Raw genomic sequence first — 17953 nt, forward strand, 5'->3', positions numbered from 1 at the left:
CCGGGCGTCGGTCCACCCGGTCGATGGGGATCAACCCCGCCTACGCCGGCCGCGAGTACGCGCCCACGGCGCCCTACGTCGTGGGCCGCGAGCACCTGCGCGAGTTCGCGCGCGCCGTCGGCGCGACGCACCCCGCGCATCGCGACGTGGACGCCGCCCGCGCGCTCGGCCACCCCGACGTCGTCGCGACGCCGACCTTCGCGGTCGTCGTGGCGCAGCGCGCCGAGGCCCAGCTCATCGAGGACCCCGAGGCGGCGATCGACTTCAGTCGCGTCGTCCACGCCGACGAGCGCTTCACCCACCACCGCCCGATCCACGCGGGCGACGAGCTGGTGACCGTCCTGCACATCGACTCCGTCGTCGAGCGCTCCGGCCTCGCCACCGTGACGACGCGGTGCGAGATCGCCGACGCGGCCGGGCACCCCGTCTCGACCGTGGTCTCGCGCCTCGCGGTCCGGCTCGCGGAGTCTGGCGCGTGAGCCGCCCCGTGCTCGAGCAGCTCGCCGTGGGCGACGTCGTCGGGACGCGGACGGTGACGTTCACGCGCCAGGACCTCGTGCGCTACGCCGGGGCCAGCGGCGACCTCAACCCGATCCACTGGAACGAGCGCTTCGCGGGCGACGTCGGCCTCCCGGGCGTCATCGCCCACGGCATGCTCACCATGGGCGCCGCGGTGAACCTCGTGACCGACTGGGCGGGGGACCCGGGCGCGATCGCCGACTACGGCGTGCGCTTCACCCGGCCCGTCCCCGTCCCGGACCCGGGCGAGGCCGTCCTCGAGGTCTCGGGCGCGGTCGGCGCGGTCGACGCCGAGGCGCGCACCGTCCGCGTGGACCTCACGGTGACGGCGGCGGGCGAGCGCGTGCTCGGCAAGGCGCAGGTCACCGTCCGCCTCTGACGGCCCGGCCCGCACGGCCCCGGCGGCGCCACGTCCCGCGGCACGGGTCCTCAGGCGGGCGGCGGGCCCGTCGTGGTGCCGATCCGCAGCTCGACCGCGAGCTGGACGGGCCCGGGGGAGTCGCCCGCGAGCAGGGCCGCGACCGCGTGGCCCAGGGCCTCGCCCTTCGCGGCGAGCGGCTGCACGACGGTCGTGAGGACGTCCGGGCCGAGCCACGGCAGGTCGATGCCGTCGAACCCGGCGACCGACACGTCCTCGGGGACGCGCAGGCCCAGATCGCGCGCCGCGAGCATGACGCCCGCAGCCAGCAGGTCGGACTGCGCGACCACCGCCGTCGGGCGGTCCGGGCCTGCGAGGGCGACGCGCGCCGCCGCCTGCCCCTCCTCGACCAGCGAGGCCGCCGACTCGACCACGACGGCCGGGACGACGCCGGCGTCGGCGAAGCCCTCGAGCCGGTGGCGCGTGGGCGTCCAGTCGAGCTGCTCCATCCGCTCCGGCCCGACGACGCCGCAGCGCCGCTCGCGACCGAACGGGAGGGTCACCGCGGCGATGCGCTCGTGACCCAGGCCCGTGAGGTGCCGGACGAGCTCGGCGGTGCCGCTGCGGTCCTCGATCCCCACGAGGGGCACGCCCTCGAGCTCGGGCCCCTCGCCGATGACCATCGGGACGCCGCGCTGCTGGAGTGCGGCGAGCACGGGGGAGTCGGAGTGCGCACCCCAGATGAGCACGGCGACGTCCATGGGCGCACTCGCGAGCAGGGGGTCGAGCACGGGTGCGTCCCCGGTCGCGACGTCGCCGGGCGTCGCGGGCACGAGCAGGACGCCCAGGCCCATCGTCCCCAGGGTGCCCACGAGCCCGTCGAGCACCTGGATCGAGACCGGGTCGCGGAAGCTGCGCCGGAGCTGGTCTCCGATGACGACGGCGACGATGCCCGACCGTCCGCTGCGCAGCGAGCGGCCCAGCGGGTTGGGGCCCGCGTAGCCGAGCGAGGTGGCCGCGGCGAGCACGCGGGCGCGGGTCTCGGCGGCGATGGGGCCGGCGCCCGAGAACGCGAGCGAGGCCGTCGACACCGAGACCCCCGCCGCGCTCGCGACGTCGGCCAGCGTCGGTCGGCTGTGCCCCATCTCACCCGCCCTCGTCGTGCTGCCTGGCCGTCCTGGTGTTGACGGTGCGCCAGCCTATCGGCGAAGATCTACGAGGCGGGCTCGAATCGTTTCGAAAATCGGGCATCGCTCGCACACCACCCGAACCACCCGGCCCGGCGTCGTGCCTCCTCCCCGCCCGGTCACCCCCTGGAACGAGCCCATGCCCGCGCTCCCCCGCGCCCCCCGCCCGCCCCGCACCGCACCCGCCCGCAGGCCCCCCGCGCGCGACGCGCACCTCGCCCCCGAGGTCCTGCGCGCGCGGACGCTGCTCATCGGGCTCTACGCGCTCCTCGGCCTGACCGTCTCGAGCTGGCTCGCGCGGCTGCCCACCGTCCGCAGCGCGCTCGACCTCGGCACGGCCGAGCTCGGCACGATCCTGCTCGTGGGCGCGGTCGGCTCGCTCGCCACGGTGCTCGTGGCGGGCGGCGTCGTCGCGCGGTGGGGGAGCCGGCGGACGCTGCTCACGGCCGCGGTGATGTTCTCGGTCGCGAACCTGCTGCTGGGCCTCGCGCCCACGGTGGGCGAGGTCGGCGTGCTCGTCGTCGGCGTGCTCCTCCTGAGCTCATCGTTCGCGCTCGGCAACGTCCCGATGAACGTCGAGACGGTCGTCATCGAGCGGCGCATGGGCCGCACCGTCGTGCCGCAGTTCCACGCCGCGTTCTCCCTGGGCAGCGTCACCGGGTCCGCGCTGGGCGCGCTCGCGTCGTGGGCCGACGTCCCCCTGCTCGTGCAGTTCGGCCTGGTGAGCGTGGGCACGCTCGTGTGGCGCTTCGCCGCCGTGCCGGGCGCGGTGCTCCCGGCCGAGCCCTCGCCGGTCGCCGCGGCCGACCTGCACGACGCGCCGCCGGCCCGCCGCGGTGCCGGTCTGCGGGCCGCGCTGTCGGCGTGGCGCGAGCGCCGCACGCTGCTCATCGGCGTCGTCGTCATGGCGGCCGCGCTGTCCGAGGGCACCGCGAACAACTGGCTCGCGATCTCGGTCGTCGACGGGTTCGGCCAGCCGGAGGCGGTCGCCGCGCTCGTCTTCGGCACGTTCGTCGCGTCCATGACCGCGGCCCGCCTCGCGGGCACCTACCTCATCGACCGCTTCGGCCGGGTCGCGGTGCTCACGGCGTCGGGCGTCACGAGCCTCGCCGGACTCGTCCTCTTCGGCCTCGCCCCCTCGCTCCCGACGTCGGTCGTCGGCGTCGTCGCGTGGGGCCTGGGCGCCGGTCTCGTGGTCCCGATCGGCATGGCCGCGGTCTCGGGCGACCCGCTGCGGGCCGCCGGCCGCGTCGCCGTCGTCTCGGCCTTCGCGTCGGTCGCCTCGATCACCGCACCGCCCCTCATCGGCCTCGCGGCCGAGGCCATGGGCGCGCGCCACGCGCTGCTGCTCATCACGGGCGTCATGCTCGCGGGCACGCTGCTCTCGGGCTCGGTGCGCGAGCCGGGTGGCGCGCGCGCCCCGCGCCGGGGCACGGTGGGCCGCGACGCCGTCGCCCCCGCACCCGCCCTGTCCGCGACGCCCGAGCTCAGCGAGGCCCTCCCGTGACGACCGCCCGCGTGCCCAGCACCGCCGTCCGCGCCGCGTCGACCGCGGTCTTCGTGTCCTTCCTGCTCAACGGGTTCAACTTCGCGAGCTGGGCGTCGCGCCTGCCCGCGGTGCGCGACGAGCTCGGCATGGAGCCCGAGCAGCTCGGCCTCCTCCTGCTCGTGGCGTCCATCGGGTCGATCTGCGCCCTGCCGCTCTCGGGGCTCGTGGTGCAGCGGCTCGGCGCGCGCCGGGCGATCATCACGTTCGCGACCGTCAACGTCGCGGGTCTCCTGTTCGCCGCGCTCGGCGTCGCCCTGACGTCGCTGTGGCTCGTGGTGCCTGCGCTCGTGCTCTTCGGCGTCGGCACCGGCGTGTGGGACTCGGCGATGAACCTCGAGGGGGCCGCCGTCGAGCAGGCGCTCGGCCGCGCGATCATGCCGCGGTTCCACGCCGGGTTCTCGTTCGGCACCATGGCCGGGGCCGGCGTCGGCGCGATCGCCGCCGCGCTGCACGCGTCGGTCCTCGCGCACCTGTCGATCGGCCTCGTCCTCTCGCTCGTGGGCGTCGTCGTCTCGGCGCGCTGGTTCCTGCCCGAGGGCACGCACGACGCGCACAGCGACGACACTGACGCCGCCAGCTCACCCCATGCGCCCCGGCGCAGCCGGCTGGGCGCGTGGGGCGAGCCGCGCACGCTCCTCATCGGCCTGGTCGTGCTCGCCGCGGCCCTCACCGAGGGTGCCGCCAACGACTGGGTCAGCCTCGCGGTGGTGGACGGCTTCGGGACCGACCACGCGACCGGCGCGATCGGGTTCGGCATCTTCGTCACCGCGATGACCGCGATGCGCCTGCTCGGCACGGGGCTGCTCGACCGCTGGGGCCGCATCGCCGTGCTCCGCCTGTCGGCCGGGCTGTCCATCGTGGGGCTGCTCGTGTTCGGTCTCGTCCCGAGCCTCGTCGTCGCGCTCGTCGGCGTCGTGCTCTGGGGCATGGGCGCCGCTCTCGGCTTCCCCGTCGGCATGAGCGCCGCCTCGGACGACCCGCGCCGGGCGGCGCCGCGCGTCGCCGTCGTGGCGACCATCGGGTACTCGGCGTTCTTCGTCGGCCCGCCGCTGCTCGGCATGCTCGCCCAGCACGTCGGCTACCGGCAGGCGCTGCTCGCGATCGCGGTCCCCGTGGTCGTCGGCCTGCTGGTCCTGCCCGCGGCGCGGCCGCTGCCGACCGCGGCCGGCCTCGCACCCCGCGACGGCGCGGCCCCCGCGGGCGACGCGGGGCCGCAGGACGTCCCGCGGGACCCGCGCGACGGCACGACTGCCGACCCGGCCACGAGCGTCCCCGGGCGCGGCGGGCCTAGCCTGGAGCCGTGACCACCGCCGTCGAGACCCCTGTGCTCTCCGCCCTCACCACGCTGCGCCTGGGCGGTCCGGCCGCCCGGCTCGTCGACGCCGCCAGCGAGGCCGAGCTGGTCGCGGCCGTGCGTGACGCCGACGCCGCGGGCGAGCCCCTCCTGGTCCTGGGCGGCGGCTCGAACCTGGTCGTCGCCGACGAGGGCTTCGGCGGCGTCGTCGTGCGCGACGCGCGCCGGGGGGTCGAGGTCGAGGACGCCGACAGCTGCGGCGGCGCGAGCATCCGCGTGCCCGCGGGCACGCCGTGGGTCGACGTCGTCGACCGCGCGGTCGCGTCCGGCTGGGTCGGCGTCGAGGCGCTCGCGGGCATCCCGGGCTCGACCGGTGCGACGCCCGTGCAGAACGTCGGCGCGTACGGGCAGGAGGTGTCGGGCGCGATCTCGACCGTCCGCACGTGGGACCGCGAGCAGGGGCGCGTCCGCACCCTGGCCCTGCCGGACCTCGCCTTCGGCTACCGCACGTCGGTGCTCAAGCGCTCACTCCGCACGTCCGAGGGGGCGCCGTCGTCCTTCGCGCCGACGCCCCGCTACGTCGTGCTCGACGTCGGCTTCCAGCTGCGCCTCGGCACGCTCTCGGCGCCGGTCGCCTACCCCGAGCTGGCACGCCGGCTCGGCGTCGAGGTGGGGGCGCGCGCGCCGCTCGCCGACGTGCGGGCCGCGGTCCTCGAGCTGCGCGCCGGCAAGGGCATGGTCCTCGACGCCGCGGACCCCGACACGTGGAGCGCCGGCTCGTTCTTCACCAACCCCGTGCTGCCCGCCGAGGTCGCCGACACCCTGCCCGAGGGTGCGCCTCGGTTCGCGGTGCGGTCCGCGCGGCCCGAGTCGACCACGGGCCCGAGCCTCGGCGCGGTCGACGCCTCGCTGGTCAAGACGAGCGCGGCGTGGCTCATCGAGCACGCGGGCTTCGGCAAGGGCTACGGCCTGCCCGGCCCGGTCGGCCTCTCGACGAAGCACCCGCTCGCGCTGACCCACCGCGGGGACGGCACCACGGCGCAGCTGCTCGCCCTCGCCCGAGAGGTGCGCGACGGCGTGCGGGACCGGTTCGGGATCGAGCTCGAGCCCGAGCCGGTGCTCGTCGGCTGCTCGCTCTGAGCGCGTCGCCGCCCGCGCGGCCTCAGCGGTCGCGCGCCACCGTGGCCGCCTCGCGTCCCGGGCCGTGCCCGCGGGCCGCACCGGGCGGGGGAGCGGCGAGCAGGGCGCCGCGGACGAGGCCGAGCACGGCGTCGTCGTCGAGCCCGGACGCGCGTGCGCTCGCGACCAGGCGGTCCGCGGCGTTCCGCAGCGAGCCGTCCGCGGGCAGGACGGCGTCGGCCACCACGGTGCCCGTACGGCGCCGGGTCGCGACGACCCCGGCGGCCTCGAGCTCGCGGTAGGCGCGCGCGACGGTCCCCGACGCGACCCCGAGGTCCGAGGCGAGCGCGCGGATCGTGGGCAGCCGGTCGCCCGCCCGCAGGCGCCGGGCCGAGACGTGGGCGAGCACCTGGAGCCGGATCTGCTCGTACGGCGGCACGCCCGAGGCGAGATCGACCTCGATGTGCAGGCTCATCGGGCCACCGCGGCCGCGGCGTCGTCGGCGGGCGCCGGCGCGACGGCGGCGTCGCCCTGCTGCAGGGTGAGTGCCACCGCGACGACCAGCACGGCGAGCCCGACGACGGCCAGGGCGGTGCCGCCCAGCAGGTAGGCCGTGCTGCCGGAAGGGGTCGCGCCGTCCACGGTGACGTCCCCGAGGCCGCGGACCGCGACGCCGGCGACCACGAGCACCGCGCCCGCCGTCGCGCCGAGCACGAGCTGCGTGCCGCGCAGCACCCGGTGCGCGCTGAGGCGGCGCAGGCCGAGGTCCCAGGCGTCGGCCGCGTCGGCGACCGCGGCGCGGCGGGTCACGAGGCGCAGGACGACCTCCTGGCCGGCCAGGACGAGGCCGGCCGCGACGAGGAGCGGCAGCCCGTAGAACCAGCCCGGGAAGGGGCTGTGCGTCGCGGCGCCGCCGAGGAACGTCCGGGCCACGGAGCGCCCGTCCGGCTCCGCGACCAGCGCGCACCCGGCGAGCGTCACGGCCAGCAGGGCGGCCCAGGTCCAGGTGAGGCGGCGCACGCGCGGAGGCGCGACGTCGCGCACGGCACGCGGCCGCAGGCTCGCGCGCCGCAGCGTGCCGCTCGGCCGCGGCCACGTGAGCTCGCCGACGGCGTGCACGAGGAGGAAGGCCAGGCCGACCCCGGCGGGCGTGAGCCCCACGAGCACGCCGCCCCCGAGGAAGCCGGAGCCGCCCACGCTCCGCGCGTATGCGCGCAGGACCGCGTGCAGGCCGGGCAGGGCGCCGTACCCGAGCAGGGGCAGCGCGACGACCGCGACCGTCCACGCGGCGACGTGCACGACGGCGGCGTGCCGACGGGCCGCGGCGGCGGCACGGCTCGGTGCGGGCGGACGGCGGGTCGCCCGGACCGCGAGCAGGACCAGCACGGCGAGCAGCAGGGCGGGGACGCCGAGGCCCACGACCGTCCAGAGGATGTCGTAGACGGGGGGCACGAGGACGTCGGCCTGACCGTCGGGCTGCGCGTGCACGTCGACCTCGTTCCATCAATGAATCAAGACATTGATACATTGACATCGCGCGGCACCGCGGTCAAGGGGCGGGCCGCGCCGGCTGCTCCGGACGGGCGAGCCACGCGTCGACGCCCGCGAGCAGCCGCCGTCGCGTCGCCTCGCCGGCCCGCGAGGCCCGCACCGACCCCCGCGCGAGCTCGGCGAGCTCGGCGTCGGAGAACCCGTGCACACGCCGGGCGACCTCGTACTGCTCCACGAGCCGGGAGCCGAAGAGCAGCGGGTCGTCGGCGCCCAGCGCGAGCGTCGCGCCGGCGTCGGTGAGGGTGCGCAGGGGCACGTGGTGGTCCTCCGCGTACACCCCGAGCGACACGTTCGACGCGGGGCACACCTCGAGGGCGACGCCGCGCCGCACGACGTCGTCGAGCACGTGGCGGTCCTCCGCCGAGCGCACGCCGTGGCCGAGGCGGTCGGGCGCGAGGTGGTCGAGGACCTCCGTCACGTGCTCCGCGCCGAGCAGCTCGCCGCCGTGCGGGACGGACGCGAGGCCCGCGCGCCGCGCGATCGCGAAGGCGGGCGCCCAGTCCGCCGTCGTGCCGCGGCGTTCGTCGTTGCTCAGCCCGAAGCCGACGACCTCGCCCGGGCCGTCGCCGGCGTAGCGCACCGCGAGCCGCGCGAGCGTGCGCGCCTCGAGCGGGTGCCGCACGCGTGACGAGGCGACGACGACGCCGACCTCGACCCCGGTGAGCGCGCTCGCGGCGCGCGCCTCGTCGAGCACGATCTCGAGCGCGGGCGTGATCCCGCCCACGAACGGCGCGTACGACGTCGGGTCGACCTGGATCTCGAGCCGCCCCGAGCCCTCGGCGGCGTCGTCCGCGGCGGCCTCGGCGACGATCCGGCGCATGTCCGCCTCCGAGCGCACGCACGCGCGCGCCGCGTCGTAGAGCCGCTGGAAGCGGAACCAGCCGCGCTCGTCGACGGGCGGGCGCGTCACCTGGCCGTCGGGGTCGAGCAGCGCGCCCGGGAGGCGGACGCCGCGGGCCTGCGCCATGTCGGCGAGGGTCTGCGGCCGCATCGAGCCGGTGAAGTGCAGGTGGAGGTGGGCCTTGGGGAGGCTCGCCAGGTCACGCACCGCGTCAGTGTGCCAGCCGAGCGCGTCCGGCTCGCGTCGGGGCCGTGCGGGCGGGCGTCAGGGCTGGCGCAGGATGCCGCGCTCGAGGGCGACGGTCACGGCGCGGGTCCGGTCGTCGACGCCGAGCTTGGCGAAGACGCGCAGCAGGTGCGTCTTGACGGTCGCCTCGGCGATGAACAGCTCGGCGCCGATCTGCGCGTTGCTGCCCCCGCGCGCGACGCCCGCGAGCACCTCGAGCTCGCGCGGCGTGAGCCGCTCGTCGGCCCGGCGCACCTGCTGGACGAGGCGTCGCGCGACCGACGGCGCGAGCACCGTCTCGCCCCGTGCGGCCGCCCGGACCGCCTCGACGAGGTCGTCGCGCGGGGTGTCCTTGAGCAGGTAGCCGGTCGCCCCCGCCTCGACCGCGCGCAGGATGTCCGCGTCCGTCTCGTAGGTGGTGAGCACCACCACGCGGACGCCCGGGAAGCGGCTGACCACCTGCTGCGTCGCGCCCGCGCCGTCGAGGACGGGCATGCGCAGGTCCATGAGCACGACGTCGGGCCGGAGCGCGTCCGCGAGCTCGACCGCCTGCGCGCCGTCGCTCGCCTCGCCGACGACCTCGAGGTCGTCCTCGCCCGCGAGCAGGCCGACGATCCCGGCGCGGACGACGGGGTGGTCGTCGGCCACCAGCAGCCGGACCGTGCCGGCGGGGCCCGCGCTCACGAGGCGGCCTCCGCGACGTCGGCCGGGAGCGTGACCCGCACGCGCGTGCCGCCCTCGGTGCGCCGGCTCACGGCGACCTCGCCCCCGCCCGAGGTGACCCGCTCGCGCATGCCGCGCAGCCCGAAGCCCTCGGCGACGCCGGGGTCGATGCCGCGACCGTCGTCGAGCACCTCGAGGTGGGCCGTCGTGCCGCCCTCGCCGGGCTCGGCCGCGAGGACGAGCTGCACGTGCGCCGCGCCCGCGTGCCGCCGGACGTTGGCGAGCGCCTCCTGCGCCGCGCGCAGCAGGATCACCTCGCGGTCCCGGCCCAGGTCGGCCGCCGTCCTGGGCAGGACGACCTCGACCTGCACGCCCGTCTCCTGCCCGAACCGCGCCGCGAGCCGCTCGAGCGCCTCGGCGAGCGTCGAGCCCTCGAGGCCGACGGGCGCGAAGGCCGCGACCAGCGCGCGCGCCTCGGCGAGGTTGTCGCGCGCGGTCCGCTCGACGAGGTCGATCCGCTGGGCGGCCTGCTCCGGCCGCCCGCGCCGCAGGTCCGAGGCCGCCGTCTGGCTGAGCATGACGATGCTCGTGAAGCCCTGGGCGAGCGTGTCGTGGATCTCGCGCGCCATGCGCTCGCGCTCGGCGGCGACGCCCTCGGCGTGGTGCGAGCGCCCGAGCTCGGCCTGCGCCGCCTCGAGCTGCTCGAGCAGGTACGCGCGCTCCTCGCCCCGCTCCGCGACGTTCGTCGTCCACAGCCCCAGCAGCACCGCGAACGCGAGGGCGATGGTGCCCTGCGTCAGCGCGCTGGGCAGGTCGGCACGGTCGGGCCCGAGGGCGACCACGAGCGCGCCGAACACGCCGACCGTGAGGACGAACGAGAGGAGGGTGCCCAGCCGGCGCGAGTCCGCGAAGAACCAGATCTGCGAGTACGCGACGAAGAGCAGGATCGTCGCCATCGTGTCGAGCAGCACCGTCGCCGACACGAGGACGATGAGCAGCCCGAGGTAGACGAGCGCGAGCCTCCGGTTCCCCGTCCGGGCGGCACGGCGCGCCACGACCGTGTACGCGACCACCAGCGCGCCCATGACGGCGAGGGCGGCGACGCGCGTCCGGTCGGCGCCCCAGCCGTCGTCGACCACGACGGCGAGCGCGCTGATCGCCATCATGAGGTAGAAGGCGACGTCCCAGCCGCGGAGCGTCCGGGCCCAGAAGGCCGAGCGCTCCGCGGTCGGGTCCCCCGCGCGGTCAGCCGTCGTCACGCCGGCGCCACCGGAACGTGCGGGTGCCGAGGACGAGCCCGACGATCAGCCATGCGCCCAGGATGGCAGCCGTGGTGCCCAGCTCCCAGGACCCGGAGGGCTCGAGCGCCTTCGCGCCGTCCGGCAGGAACACCGAGCGCATGCCCTGGGCCATCCACTTGAGCGGGAAGACCGACGCGAGGTCCTGCATCCAGCCCGGGAGCGCGTAGAAGGCGAAGAACACGCCCGAGACGAACTGGAGCACGAGGACGACGGGCGTCACCACGGCGCTCGCGGACTTGCCCGTGCGGGGGACCGAGGAGAAGGCGACCCCGCAGACCGTGCCCGTGGCGGTACCCAGCACGAGGACCCACGCGAAGGTCGCCCAGTGCTCGGCGTCGGGCACGGGCACGTCGTAGACGACGAACGCGAGCGCGAGCAGCAGTGCGACCTGGACGCCCGTGTTGACGAGCACCTGGCCCACCTTGCCGAGGAAGAAGGCGGTGACCGGCAGCGGCGTGCCGCGCAGGCGCTTGAGGGCGCCCGTGTCGCGCTGCACGGCGAGGTCGATCGCCATCGTCTGGAAGCTCGTCAGCATGATGCCCGTCGCGAGGATGCCCGGGAGGAAGTACTGGGCGAACGCCACCTCGACGGACCCGTCGGACTGGACCTGGTCGTCGAAGACCGTCGCGAAGATCGCCATCATGATGATCGGGTAGGCGAAGATGAAGATCACGGCGTCGCGCTCGCGGAAGAACTCGACGAGCTCGATGCGCGTGCGCGCCAGGGCGAGCGTGAGCGTGGACGGCAGGGGTGCGGCCGCGCGGGCGCGGGCCGCCGGGGCGGCCGGGGTGGGGGTCGACGTCGCGGTGCTCATCGCACGGACTCCTCGAGATCGGCGGGGGCGGGGGTGTCGGTCGTGGCCTGCGCGGTGGACGCGCGGGATGTGCGCTCGCCGACCATCTCGAGGTAGACGTCCTCGAGGGTCGGGCGCAGGACCTCGAGCGCGGTGACCTCGCCGGGGGCGAAGCGGCGCACGAGGTCGGCGACGAGCGCGGTGGGCGTCGGGGTGCGCACCTCGCGGACCTCGCCCGCCTCGTGCCAGCGGACGAGCGCCTCGTGCGTCGCGCGGCCGCCGAGCGCGCGCGGCGCGTCCAGCGCGACCACGCGGCCGTCGCGCACGACGGCGACGCGGTCGGCCAGCTGCTCGGCCTCGTCGAGGTAGTGCGTGGTGAGCAGGATCGTCGTGCCGTCGTCGCGCAGGCCGCGCAGGAGGTCCCAGAACGAGCGGCGCGCCTCGGGGTCGAAGCCCGTCGTCGGCTCGTCGAGGAAGAGCAGCTCGGGCCGGCCCACGATGCCGAGCGCGACGTCGAGCCGCCGCCGCTGCCCGCCCGAGAGCTGGCGCACGCGCGTGCCGGCCTTGGCGGTGAGGCCGACCGCCTCGACGAGCTCGTCGGGGTCGCGCGGGGAGGGGTAGAACCGCGCGACGTGCCGCACGAGCTCGCGCACGGTGAGCTCGGCCTGGTCGTCGGCGCTCTGCAGGACGATCCCGACGCGGCTGCGCCACGCGCGGTCGGCCTTCCGCGGGTCGACGCCGAGCACGGTGACGTCGCCGCTGTCGCGGTCGCGGTAGCCCTCGAGGATCTCGATGGTGGTCGTCTTGCCGGCGCCGTTGGGTCCGAGCACGGCGAAGACCTCGCCGGCCTCGACGGTGAGGTCGAGCCCGTCGACGGCGCGCTTGGCGCCGTAGTGCTTGTGCAGGTCCCGGACCTGGACCGCGGGTGTCGTGTTCATGCCACGAGCGTCCCGTGCGCCGGGTGCCCGGCGTCAGCCCCGCCCGGTGGGACCTGGGGTCCACCGACCGGTGGACCCCCGCGACAGCCCGCGAGTCAGCCCGGCGCGTCAGCCTCGCGCGCGGGCGGTCACTCCGCCTCGGCGAGCAGCGTCTGGATGCGACCGACGCCCTCGGCGAGGTCGGCGTCGCCCAGCGCGTAGGACAGGCGCAGGTACCCGCTCGGCCCGAACGCCTCGCCCGGCACGACGGCGACCTCGGCCTGCTCGAGGATCAGCGTGGCGAGCTCGGCCGACGTCGTGGGCGTGACCCCGCGGATCGTGCGGCCCAGGACGCCGCGGACGCTCGGGTACGCGTAGAACGCGCCCTTCGGGGTGGGGCAGACCACCCCGTCGATCGCCGAGAGCATCTCGACCATCGTGCGCCGGCGCCGGTCGAACGCCGTGCGCATCTCCTCGACGGCGGACAGGTCCCCGGTGAGCGCCGCGATGGCCGCGCGCTGCGAGACGTTGGCGACGTTGGACGAGAGGTGCGACTGGAGGTTGGTCGCGGCCTTGGTGACGTCGGGCGGCGAGATCATCCAGCCCACGCGCCAGCCGGTCATCGCGTACGTCTTGGCGACGCCGTTGAGGACGATCGTCGTGTCCGCGAGCTCGGGCACCGCGCGCACGACCGGGGTGAACACCGCGTCGTCGTAGACGAGGTGCTCGTAGATCTCGTCGGTGATGACCCAGATGCCGTGCTCGAGCGCCCAGCGCCCGATCTCGGCGGTCTGCTCGGGCGAGTAGACGGCGCCCGTCGGGTTGGACGGCGAGCAGAAGAGCAGTGCCTTCGTCCGCTCGGTGCGCGCGGCCTCGAGCTGGTCGACGGTGACGAGGTAGTCCTGCTCCTCGCCCGCGAACACCTCGACGGGCACGCCGCCCGCGAGCCGGACGGCCTCGGGGTAGGTGGTCCAGTACGGCGCGGGCAGCAGCACCTCGTCGCCCTCGTCGACGACCGTGGCGAACGCCTGGTAGACCGCCTGCTTGCCGCCGTTGGTCACGAGCACCTGGCTCGGCGAGACCTCGTAGCCGGAGTCGCGCAGGGTCTTCGCGGCGATCGCCTCGCGGAGGTCGGGCAGACCCGCGGCCGGCGTGTAGCGGTGGTTCGCGGGCACCCGGCAGGCGGCGACCGCGGCCTCGACGATGTAGTCGGGCGTCGGGAAGTCCGGCTCACCCGCCCCGAAGCCGATGACCGGCCGGCCCGCGGCCTTGAGCGCCTTGGCCTTGGCGTCGACCGCGAGCGTCGCCGACTCGGCGATCGCGGCGATGCGCGTGGACACGCGGCGCGCGGTCGCGCGGGCGGCGTGGCCCGGCTCGTTCGAGGGGCTGGACGGTGCGGCGGCGGGCGTCTGGCTCACGCGGCCCATAGTGGCAGAGGGGTCAGTCGCTGGGGCGGGCGTCCGCGCTCCGGGCAGGGCCCCGGGCCGCCACCCGGGGTCCGGGGAGGGGTCGCCCGGGCGGCCGTTCGACCCATGCCCCGGGACCACGTACACTCGACCGCTGGTGGTTGACGCCCGCCATGATGTCGTGCGCCCGTCGCGCGGTCCTCGCGGACCGCAGGGTGCACGGGACGCGGCGGACGGCGACGCACCAGGTGAAGGGCAGTGGCGCAATTGGTAGCGCACCGGTCTCCAAAACCGGCGGTTGTGGGTTCGAGTCCCGCCTGCCCTGCGTTGAACGGCGGCCGCACCGGCCGCACCCCCGAGCGACACCAGGGTCCGGCGGTGCCGCCGCGGGACGAGACGTAGGGAACTGACTGTGAGCGAATCCGCACGCGCTGCGGCGTCGGGTGCCGAGGGCACCGGGCGTGGCAGCGACCCGCGCCCCTCGCGGGGCCGGGAGCAGGAGCGTCGTGGTCTGTTCGCGCGCATCGCGCTCTTCGTCCGCCAGGTGGTCGCCGAGCTCAAGAAGGTCGTCCGGCCCACGCGCGCGGAGCTGCTGCGGTACACCGCGGTCGTCCTGGTCTTCGTCGCGGTGGTCATGGCGTTCGTGACGCTGGTCGACCTCGGGGTGGGCACGCTCGTCGGGTGGGTCTTCGGCGGCTGACGCCGGCCGGGCCGCGCCCGGACCGCGCCGCGGACCGGGCGACAGCCGGTCCCAGGGTCCTCCGGACCGCCCGAGCAGCAGGACGACGCACAGCAGCACCTCGCAGGAACCCACGCACGATCCCCAGACAGGCAGCAGAAAGCAGGTTCACCCCGTGTCGCAGGAGTCGCTGGAGCCGACCGAGCAGGACGAGACCCCCGTGGTCGACGCCGACGGTGACGAGCTCGCCCTGACCGCGGACGAGGCCGTCGTCGAGACCGACGAGACCGACGAGGGCACCTCGACCGAGGAGTCCGACGAGCCCGACGACGCCGACGAGTCGCCCGCCGTGGCGCCCGTCGACGAGCAGCCCGCCGCCGACGAGGACGACGAGGACGCCGACCCGGTCGAGGCGTTCAAGGCCCAGCTCCGGCGCGAGCCGGGCGACTGGTACGTCATCCACTCCTACGCGGGGTACGAGAACCGCGTGAAGGCGAACCTGGAGAACCGCATCCAGAGCCTCAACATGGAGGACTACATCCACCAGGTGGAGGTCCCCATGGAGGAGGTCGTCGAGATCAAGAACGCGCAGCGCAAGACCGTGCGCCGCGTCCGGATCCCCGGCTACGTCCTCGTCCGCATGGACCTCACCGACGAGTCGTGGGGCGCCGTGCGCCACACGCCCGGCGTCACGGGCTTCGTGGGCCACACCCACCAGCCGGTCCCGCTGACGCTCGACGAGGTCTTCTCGATGCTCGCGCCGTCGCTCGCCCCCGCGGCCGCCCCGGCGCGCACCGCCGCGGCCGCCCCCACGATCGCCGTCGACTTCACGGTCGGCGAGTCGGTCACCGTCACCGACGGGCCCTTCGACACGCTCCCCGCGACGATCTCCGAGATCAACGCGGAGGCGCAGAAGCTCAAGGTCCTCGTCTCCATCTTCGGCCGGGAGACCCCGGTCGAGCTGTCGTTCAACCAGGTCGCCAAGATCTGACCGAGCCGGGCAGCACTGCAACCGGGTCATCGCCCACGGCGTCGGCCCACGAGAAGGAACGGAAGGCATCATGCCCCCCAAGAAGAAGGTCTCCGGCCTCATCAAGCTGCAGATCAAGGCCGGTGCCGCGACGCCGGCGCCGCCGATCGGCCCGGCCCTGGGTCAGCACGGCGTCAACATCATGGAGTTCTGCAAGGCGTACAACGCGGCCACCGAGGCACAGCGCGGCGACGTCATCCCCGTGGAGATCACCGTCTACGAGGACCGCAGCTTCACCTTCATCACCAAGACGCCGCCGGCCGCCGAGCTGATCAAGAAGGCCGCGGGCGTCGCGAAGGGCTCGCCCACGCCGCACACGGTCAAGGTCGCCACGCTCACGCAGGCCCAGGTCCGTGAGATCGCCGAGACCAAGCTCGTCGACCTCAACGCGAACGACGTCGAGGCCGCGGCCAAGATCGTCGCCGGCACCGCGCGCTCGATGGGCATCAAGGTCGAGGGCTGACCCGCACCACCAGCACGACCCGCACGGCCCGGTGACCGCACGGTCACCGGGACACCCAGTGGCAGGGCCCTTGGCGGCCCGTCGACCACGACTGCTGAAGGAGCAGAGCATGGCCAAGCACAGCAAGGCGTACCGCGCCGCCGCGGACACGATCGACCGCGAGCGTCTCTACGCGCCGCTCGAGGCGATCCGTCTCGCGCAGAAGACGTCGACCACGAAGTACGACGCGACCGTCGAGGTGGCCTTCCGCCTCGGGGTCGACCCCCGCAAGGCGGACCAGATGGTCCGTGGCACCGTCAACCTCCCGCACGGCACGGGCAAGACGGCGCGCGTCCTCGTCTTCGCGACGGGTGAGCGTGCCGAGCAGGCCCGGGCCGCGGGCGCCGACGAGGTCGGTGGCGACGAGCTCATCGAGAAGGTGGCCGCCGGCTACACCGACTTCGACTCGGCCGTCGCGACGCCCGACCTCATGGGCAAGGTCGGCCGCCTGGGCAAGGTGCTGGGCCCCCGCGGTCTCATGCCGAACCCCAAGACGGGCACCGTGACGATGGACGTGGCGAAGGCCGTGTCCGACATCAAGGGCGGCAAGATCGAGTTCCGCGTCGACAAGCACTCCAACCTGCACTTCATCATCGGCAAGGCGTCGTTCGCCGACGTCGCGCTGGTGGAGAACTACGCCGCCGCGCTCGACGAGGTCCTCCGCCTCAAGCCGGCCGCGTCGAAGGGCCGGTACATCACCAAGGCCTTCGTCACCACGACGATGGGCCCGAGCATCCCGCTCGACCAGAACAAGACGCGCAACCTCACGGTCGAGGAGACCGACGAGGCGTGACGTCCTGAGCACGTCCGAAGGGCCCGGCAGCAGCAGCTGCCGGGCCCTTCGTGCGTCCGGTGCCCGACCGGTCAGTGGCCGTGCCCCGAGGGCGTCGCGACGTCCCCGGACGGTTCGGGCGTGCCGTGGGTGCCGTGCGGGACGGCGGCGGCGCCCGCGGGCGTGGCGGCCAGTCCCGGGGTGGTGAGCGCGGCCACGACGACGGCGGCCGCCCCCCATCCGAGGAGCGTGCGCCAGGCGCCCGGGGCGGTCGCGCGGCCCGGGGCCCCGGCTGCGGGCGCACCGCGGCCGCCGTCGGTGCGCGACGCGAGCGCGGACGCTCCCGCCGCGAGGACGCCCAGGGCCACGACCGCGACGTCGGCGGCCGACAGCCCGCCGTCGTGCGGGACGACGCGCTGCGCCACGAGCGCGGGCCACGCGCCCGCGACCACGAGGAGGGACACCGCCGCCGGGCGCGCCGAGACCGGTCGGCCCGCGCGCAGCGCGAGCAGCGACCACCCCGTCTCGGCGAGCCCGACGGCGGCCAGGGCGAGCGCCCACGCGGGACTCGTCGCGTGGGCGCTCGCCAGTCCGAGGTGGACGACGCCGGCCCCGAGCGCCCCGAACGCCGCGAAGGCGAGGCGGGTGCTGCCCGGCCCGGCCGGCGCGACGGGCCCGACGCGGACCGCGGGGACCGCGCGGACCGCGGGGACCGCCGGGGCGGGGGCCAGGGCGAGGGCCGGCGCGGCCATCAGGCGGTCCGGGCCGTGGTCGCGCGCGTGGTGCCGGTGGCGTCGCGGTCGGCCGCCAGGCCGACGCCGAGCAGCAGCAGGGCGCTCGCGAGGTGCAGCACGTTGTCGGCGCCGTTGAGGGCCAGGATGTTCGCGGCCGAGCCGACGAGGAACAGGCCGACCACGCCGACGAGCAGGTAGACCGCGCCCACGGTGGCGTTGACGCCGCGAGCCGCCCGCACGGAGGTGCGCGCCGCCACGAGGAGCGCCGCGCCGATGCCCAGGTGGACGATGTTGTGCAGGGGGTTGACGTCGAACACGACGAGCGGGTTGCCCTCGGTCGCGGCGAACCCGACGCCGCCCGTGACGGCGAAGCCGGCCGCGCCGACCAGGAGGTACACGACCCCGAAGACGGTGCCGAGCAGTCGGTTCGGTGAGCTGTTCATGGTGCGTGCCTCTCGTTCCAGCGGACGGCGGGCGCCGTCGTCGGTCGGTGGTGGTTCGGAGCGCCGGTCG

The 17953-nt window shown here is 75.7% G+C and carries 20 protein-coding genes and 1 tRNA gene; 10 read left to right on the forward strand and 11 right to left on the reverse strand.

Annotation, left to right across the window (positions count from 1 at the left end):
• Nucleotides 1-23: 23 nt before the first annotated feature.
• Together JIG38_RS04880 and JIG38_RS04885 are read left to right on the forward strand one after the other, a co-directional pair.
• Entirely contained in the window at nucleotides 24-479 is a 456-nt protein-coding gene (locus JIG38_RS04880; protein WP_199422649.1) for an FAS1-like dehydratase domain-containing protein, read from the forward strand.
• Nucleotides 476-898 (forward strand): MaoC family dehydratase, encoded by a 423-nt coding sequence (locus tag JIG38_RS04885; protein WP_199422650.1) that lies wholly within the window; start codon nucleotides 476-478, stop codon nucleotides 896-898. The genes JIG38_RS04880 and JIG38_RS04885 overlap by 4 nt, the downstream gene beginning before the upstream one ends.
• Nucleotides 899-948: 50 nt before the next feature.
• Here JIG38_RS04885 and JIG38_RS04890 read toward each other — a convergent pair whose 3' ends face one another.
• Nucleotides 949-2022: a LacI family DNA-binding transcriptional regulator gene (locus tag JIG38_RS04890; protein WP_199422651.1), complete on the reverse strand. Its 1074-nt coding sequence runs from the start codon at nucleotides 2020-2022 to the stop codon at nucleotides 949-951.
• Between the two features lie 181 nt (nucleotides 2023-2203).
• Here JIG38_RS04890 and JIG38_RS04895 point away from each other — a divergent pair, with 181 nt between their 5' ends.
• The 3 genes from JIG38_RS04895 to JIG38_RS04905 are packed head-to-tail and all read left to right on the forward strand — an operon-like array spanning nucleotide 2204 to nucleotide 6047.
• Nucleotides 2204-3571, forward strand: a complete 1368-nt coding sequence (locus tag JIG38_RS04895) for an MFS transporter (RefSeq protein WP_199422652.1) — start codon at nucleotides 2204-2206, stop codon at nucleotides 3569-3571.
• The gene (locus tag JIG38_RS04900; RefSeq protein WP_199422653.1) at nucleotides 3568-4917 is read left to right on the forward strand and encodes an MFS transporter; all 1350 of its coding nucleotides are present in this window, start codon (nucleotides 3568-3570) and stop codon (nucleotides 4915-4917) included. Before JIG38_RS04895 ends, JIG38_RS04900 begins: the two co-directional genes overlap by 4 nt.
• Nucleotides 4914-6047, forward strand: coding sequence for a UDP-N-acetylmuramate dehydrogenase (locus JIG38_RS04905; RefSeq protein ID WP_199422654.1), 1134 nt, complete (start codon nucleotides 4914-4916; stop codon nucleotides 6045-6047). The genes JIG38_RS04900 and JIG38_RS04905 overlap by 4 nt, the downstream gene beginning before the upstream one ends.
• A 22-nt stretch (nucleotides 6048-6069) precedes the next feature.
• Here the strand turns inward: JIG38_RS04905 and JIG38_RS04910 are convergent, their stop codons facing one another.
• The 8 genes from JIG38_RS04910 to JIG38_RS04945 form a co-directional block, all read right to left on the reverse strand.
• Nucleotides 6070-6501: a GntR family transcriptional regulator gene (locus JIG38_RS04910; RefSeq protein WP_199422655.1), complete on the reverse strand. Its 432-nt coding sequence runs from the start codon at nucleotides 6499-6501 to the stop codon at nucleotides 6070-6072.
• Nucleotides 6498-7514: a hypothetical protein gene (locus JIG38_RS04915; RefSeq protein ID WP_199422656.1), complete on the reverse strand. Its 1017-nt coding sequence runs from the start codon at nucleotides 7512-7514 to the stop codon at nucleotides 6498-6500. The genes JIG38_RS04910 and JIG38_RS04915 overlap by 4 nt, the downstream gene beginning before the upstream one ends.
• 61 nt (nucleotides 7515-7575) lie before the next feature.
• On the reverse strand, nucleotides 7576-8625 hold the full coding sequence (locus JIG38_RS04920; protein ID WP_199422657.1) for an adenosine deaminase: 1050 nt from the start codon (nucleotides 8623-8625) through the stop codon (nucleotides 7576-7578).
• A 57-nt stretch (nucleotides 8626-8682) separates the two neighbouring features.
• Nucleotides 8683-9327: a response regulator gene (locus tag JIG38_RS04925; RefSeq protein ID WP_199422658.1), complete on the reverse strand. Its 645-nt coding sequence runs from the start codon at nucleotides 9325-9327 to the stop codon at nucleotides 8683-8685.
• Complete coding sequence (locus tag JIG38_RS20915; protein WP_199422659.1) at nucleotides 9324-10565, reverse strand: sensor histidine kinase; 1242 nt, start codon at nucleotides 10563-10565, stop codon at nucleotides 9324-9326. Before JIG38_RS20915 ends, JIG38_RS04925 begins: the two co-directional genes overlap by 4 nt.
• A complete protein-coding gene (locus JIG38_RS04935) occupies nucleotides 10552-11421 on the reverse strand; it encodes an ABC transporter permease (protein ID WP_199422660.1) in 870 nt (289 codons plus the stop codon). Before JIG38_RS04935 ends, JIG38_RS20915 begins: the two co-directional genes overlap by 14 nt.
• Entirely contained in the window at nucleotides 11418-12338 is a 921-nt protein-coding gene (locus tag JIG38_RS04940; protein ID WP_199422661.1) for an ABC transporter ATP-binding protein, read from the reverse strand. The genes JIG38_RS04935 and JIG38_RS04940 overlap by 4 nt, the downstream gene beginning before the upstream one ends.
• A gap of 128 nt (nucleotides 12339-12466) precedes the next feature.
• A complete protein-coding gene (locus JIG38_RS04945; protein ID WP_372419818.1) occupies nucleotides 12467-13735 on the reverse strand; it encodes a pyridoxal phosphate-dependent aminotransferase in 1269 nt (422 codons plus the stop codon).
• 240 nt (nucleotides 13736-13975) lie between these two features.
• On the opposite strand from JIG38_RS04945, the gene JIG38_RS04950 reads away from it, so the two are divergent.
• The 5 genes from JIG38_RS04950 to rplA all read left to right on the forward strand — a co-directional run bounded on the left by JIG38_RS04950 (nucleotide 13976) and on the right by rplA (nucleotide 16727).
• Nucleotides 13976-14048: transfer RNA gene (locus tag JIG38_RS04950), tRNA-Trp, on the forward strand.
• An 87-nt stretch (nucleotides 14049-14135) separates the two neighbouring features.
• Nucleotides 14136-14423 carry a preprotein translocase subunit SecE gene (gene secE / locus JIG38_RS04955; protein ID WP_199422663.1) on the forward strand — a complete coding sequence of 96 codons (288 nt, stop codon included), beginning with the start codon at nucleotides 14136-14138 and terminating at the stop codon, nucleotides 14421-14423.
• A 154-nt stretch (nucleotides 14424-14577) separates the two neighbouring features.
• The gene (nusG, locus tag JIG38_RS04960) at nucleotides 14578-15393 is read left to right on the forward strand and encodes a transcription termination/antitermination protein NusG (protein WP_199422664.1); all 816 of its coding nucleotides are present in this window, start codon (nucleotides 14578-14580) and stop codon (nucleotides 15391-15393) included.
• Nucleotides 15394-15463: 70 nt separating this feature from the next.
• A complete protein-coding gene (rplK, locus tag JIG38_RS04965) occupies nucleotides 15464-15895 on the forward strand; it encodes a 50S ribosomal protein L11 (RefSeq protein ID WP_199422665.1) in 432 nt (143 codons plus the stop codon).
• A gap of 109 nt (nucleotides 15896-16004) precedes the next feature.
• Nucleotides 16005-16727 (forward strand): 50S ribosomal protein L1, encoded by a 723-nt coding sequence (gene rplA, locus JIG38_RS04970; protein ID WP_199422666.1) that lies wholly within the window; start codon nucleotides 16005-16007, stop codon nucleotides 16725-16727.
• A gap of 71 nt (nucleotides 16728-16798) precedes the next feature.
• Here the strand turns inward: rplA and JIG38_RS04975 are convergent, their stop codons facing one another.
• Entirely contained in the window at nucleotides 16799-17458 is a 660-nt protein-coding gene (locus JIG38_RS04975) for a hypothetical protein (protein WP_199422667.1), read from the reverse strand.
• Nucleotides 17458-17883 carry a DUF4383 domain-containing protein gene (locus JIG38_RS04980; protein ID WP_199422668.1) on the reverse strand — a complete coding sequence of 142 codons (426 nt, stop codon included), beginning with the start codon at nucleotides 17881-17883 and terminating at the stop codon, nucleotides 17458-17460. Before JIG38_RS04980 ends, JIG38_RS04975 begins: the two co-directional genes overlap by 1 nt.
• Nucleotides 17884-17953 lie beyond the last annotated feature (70 nt).

Source organism: Actinotalea solisilvae (assembly GCF_016464425.1).
GTDB lineage: Bacteria > Actinomycetota > Actinomycetes > Actinomycetales > Cellulomonadaceae > Actinotalea > Actinotalea solisilvae.

Excerpts from the sequence above, each read along its gene's own strand:
- JIG38_RS04880 (WP_199422649.1), top strand. The coding sequence starts at position 24 with ATGGGGATCAACCCCGCCTACGCCGGCCGCGAGTACGCGCCCACGGCG.
- JIG38_RS04890 (WP_199422651.1), bottom strand. The coding sequence starts at position 2,022 with ATGGGGCACAGCCGACCGACGCTGGCCGACGTCGCGAGCGCGGCGGGG.
- JIG38_RS04895 (WP_199422652.1), top strand. The coding sequence starts at position 2,204 with ATGCCCGCGCTCCCCCGCGCCCCCCGCCCGCCCCGCACCGCACCCGCC.
- JIG38_RS04910 (WP_199422655.1), bottom strand. The coding sequence starts at position 6,501 with ATGAGCCTGCACATCGAGGTCGATCTCGCCTCGGGCGTGCCGCCGTAC.
- JIG38_RS04935 (WP_199422660.1), bottom strand. The coding sequence starts at position 11,421 with ATGAGCACCGCGACGTCGACCCCCACCCCGGCCGCCCCGGCGGCCCGC.
- JIG38_RS04940 (WP_199422661.1), bottom strand. The coding sequence starts at position 12,338 with ATGAACACGACACCCGCGGTCCAGGTCCGGGACCTGCACAAGCACTAC.
- rplK (WP_199422665.1), top strand. The coding sequence starts at position 15,464 with ATGCCCCCCAAGAAGAAGGTCTCCGGCCTCATCAAGCTGCAGATCAAG.
- rplA (WP_199422666.1), top strand. The coding sequence starts at position 16,005 with ATGGCCAAGCACAGCAAGGCGTACCGCGCCGCCGCGGACACGATCGAC.
- JIG38_RS04975 (WP_199422667.1), bottom strand. The coding sequence starts at position 17,458 with ATGGCCGCGCCGGCCCTCGCCCTGGCCCCCGCCCCGGCGGTCCCCGCG.
- JIG38_RS04980 (WP_199422668.1), bottom strand. The coding sequence starts at position 17,883 with ATGAACAGCTCACCGAACCGACTGCTCGGCACCGTCTTCGGGGTCGTG.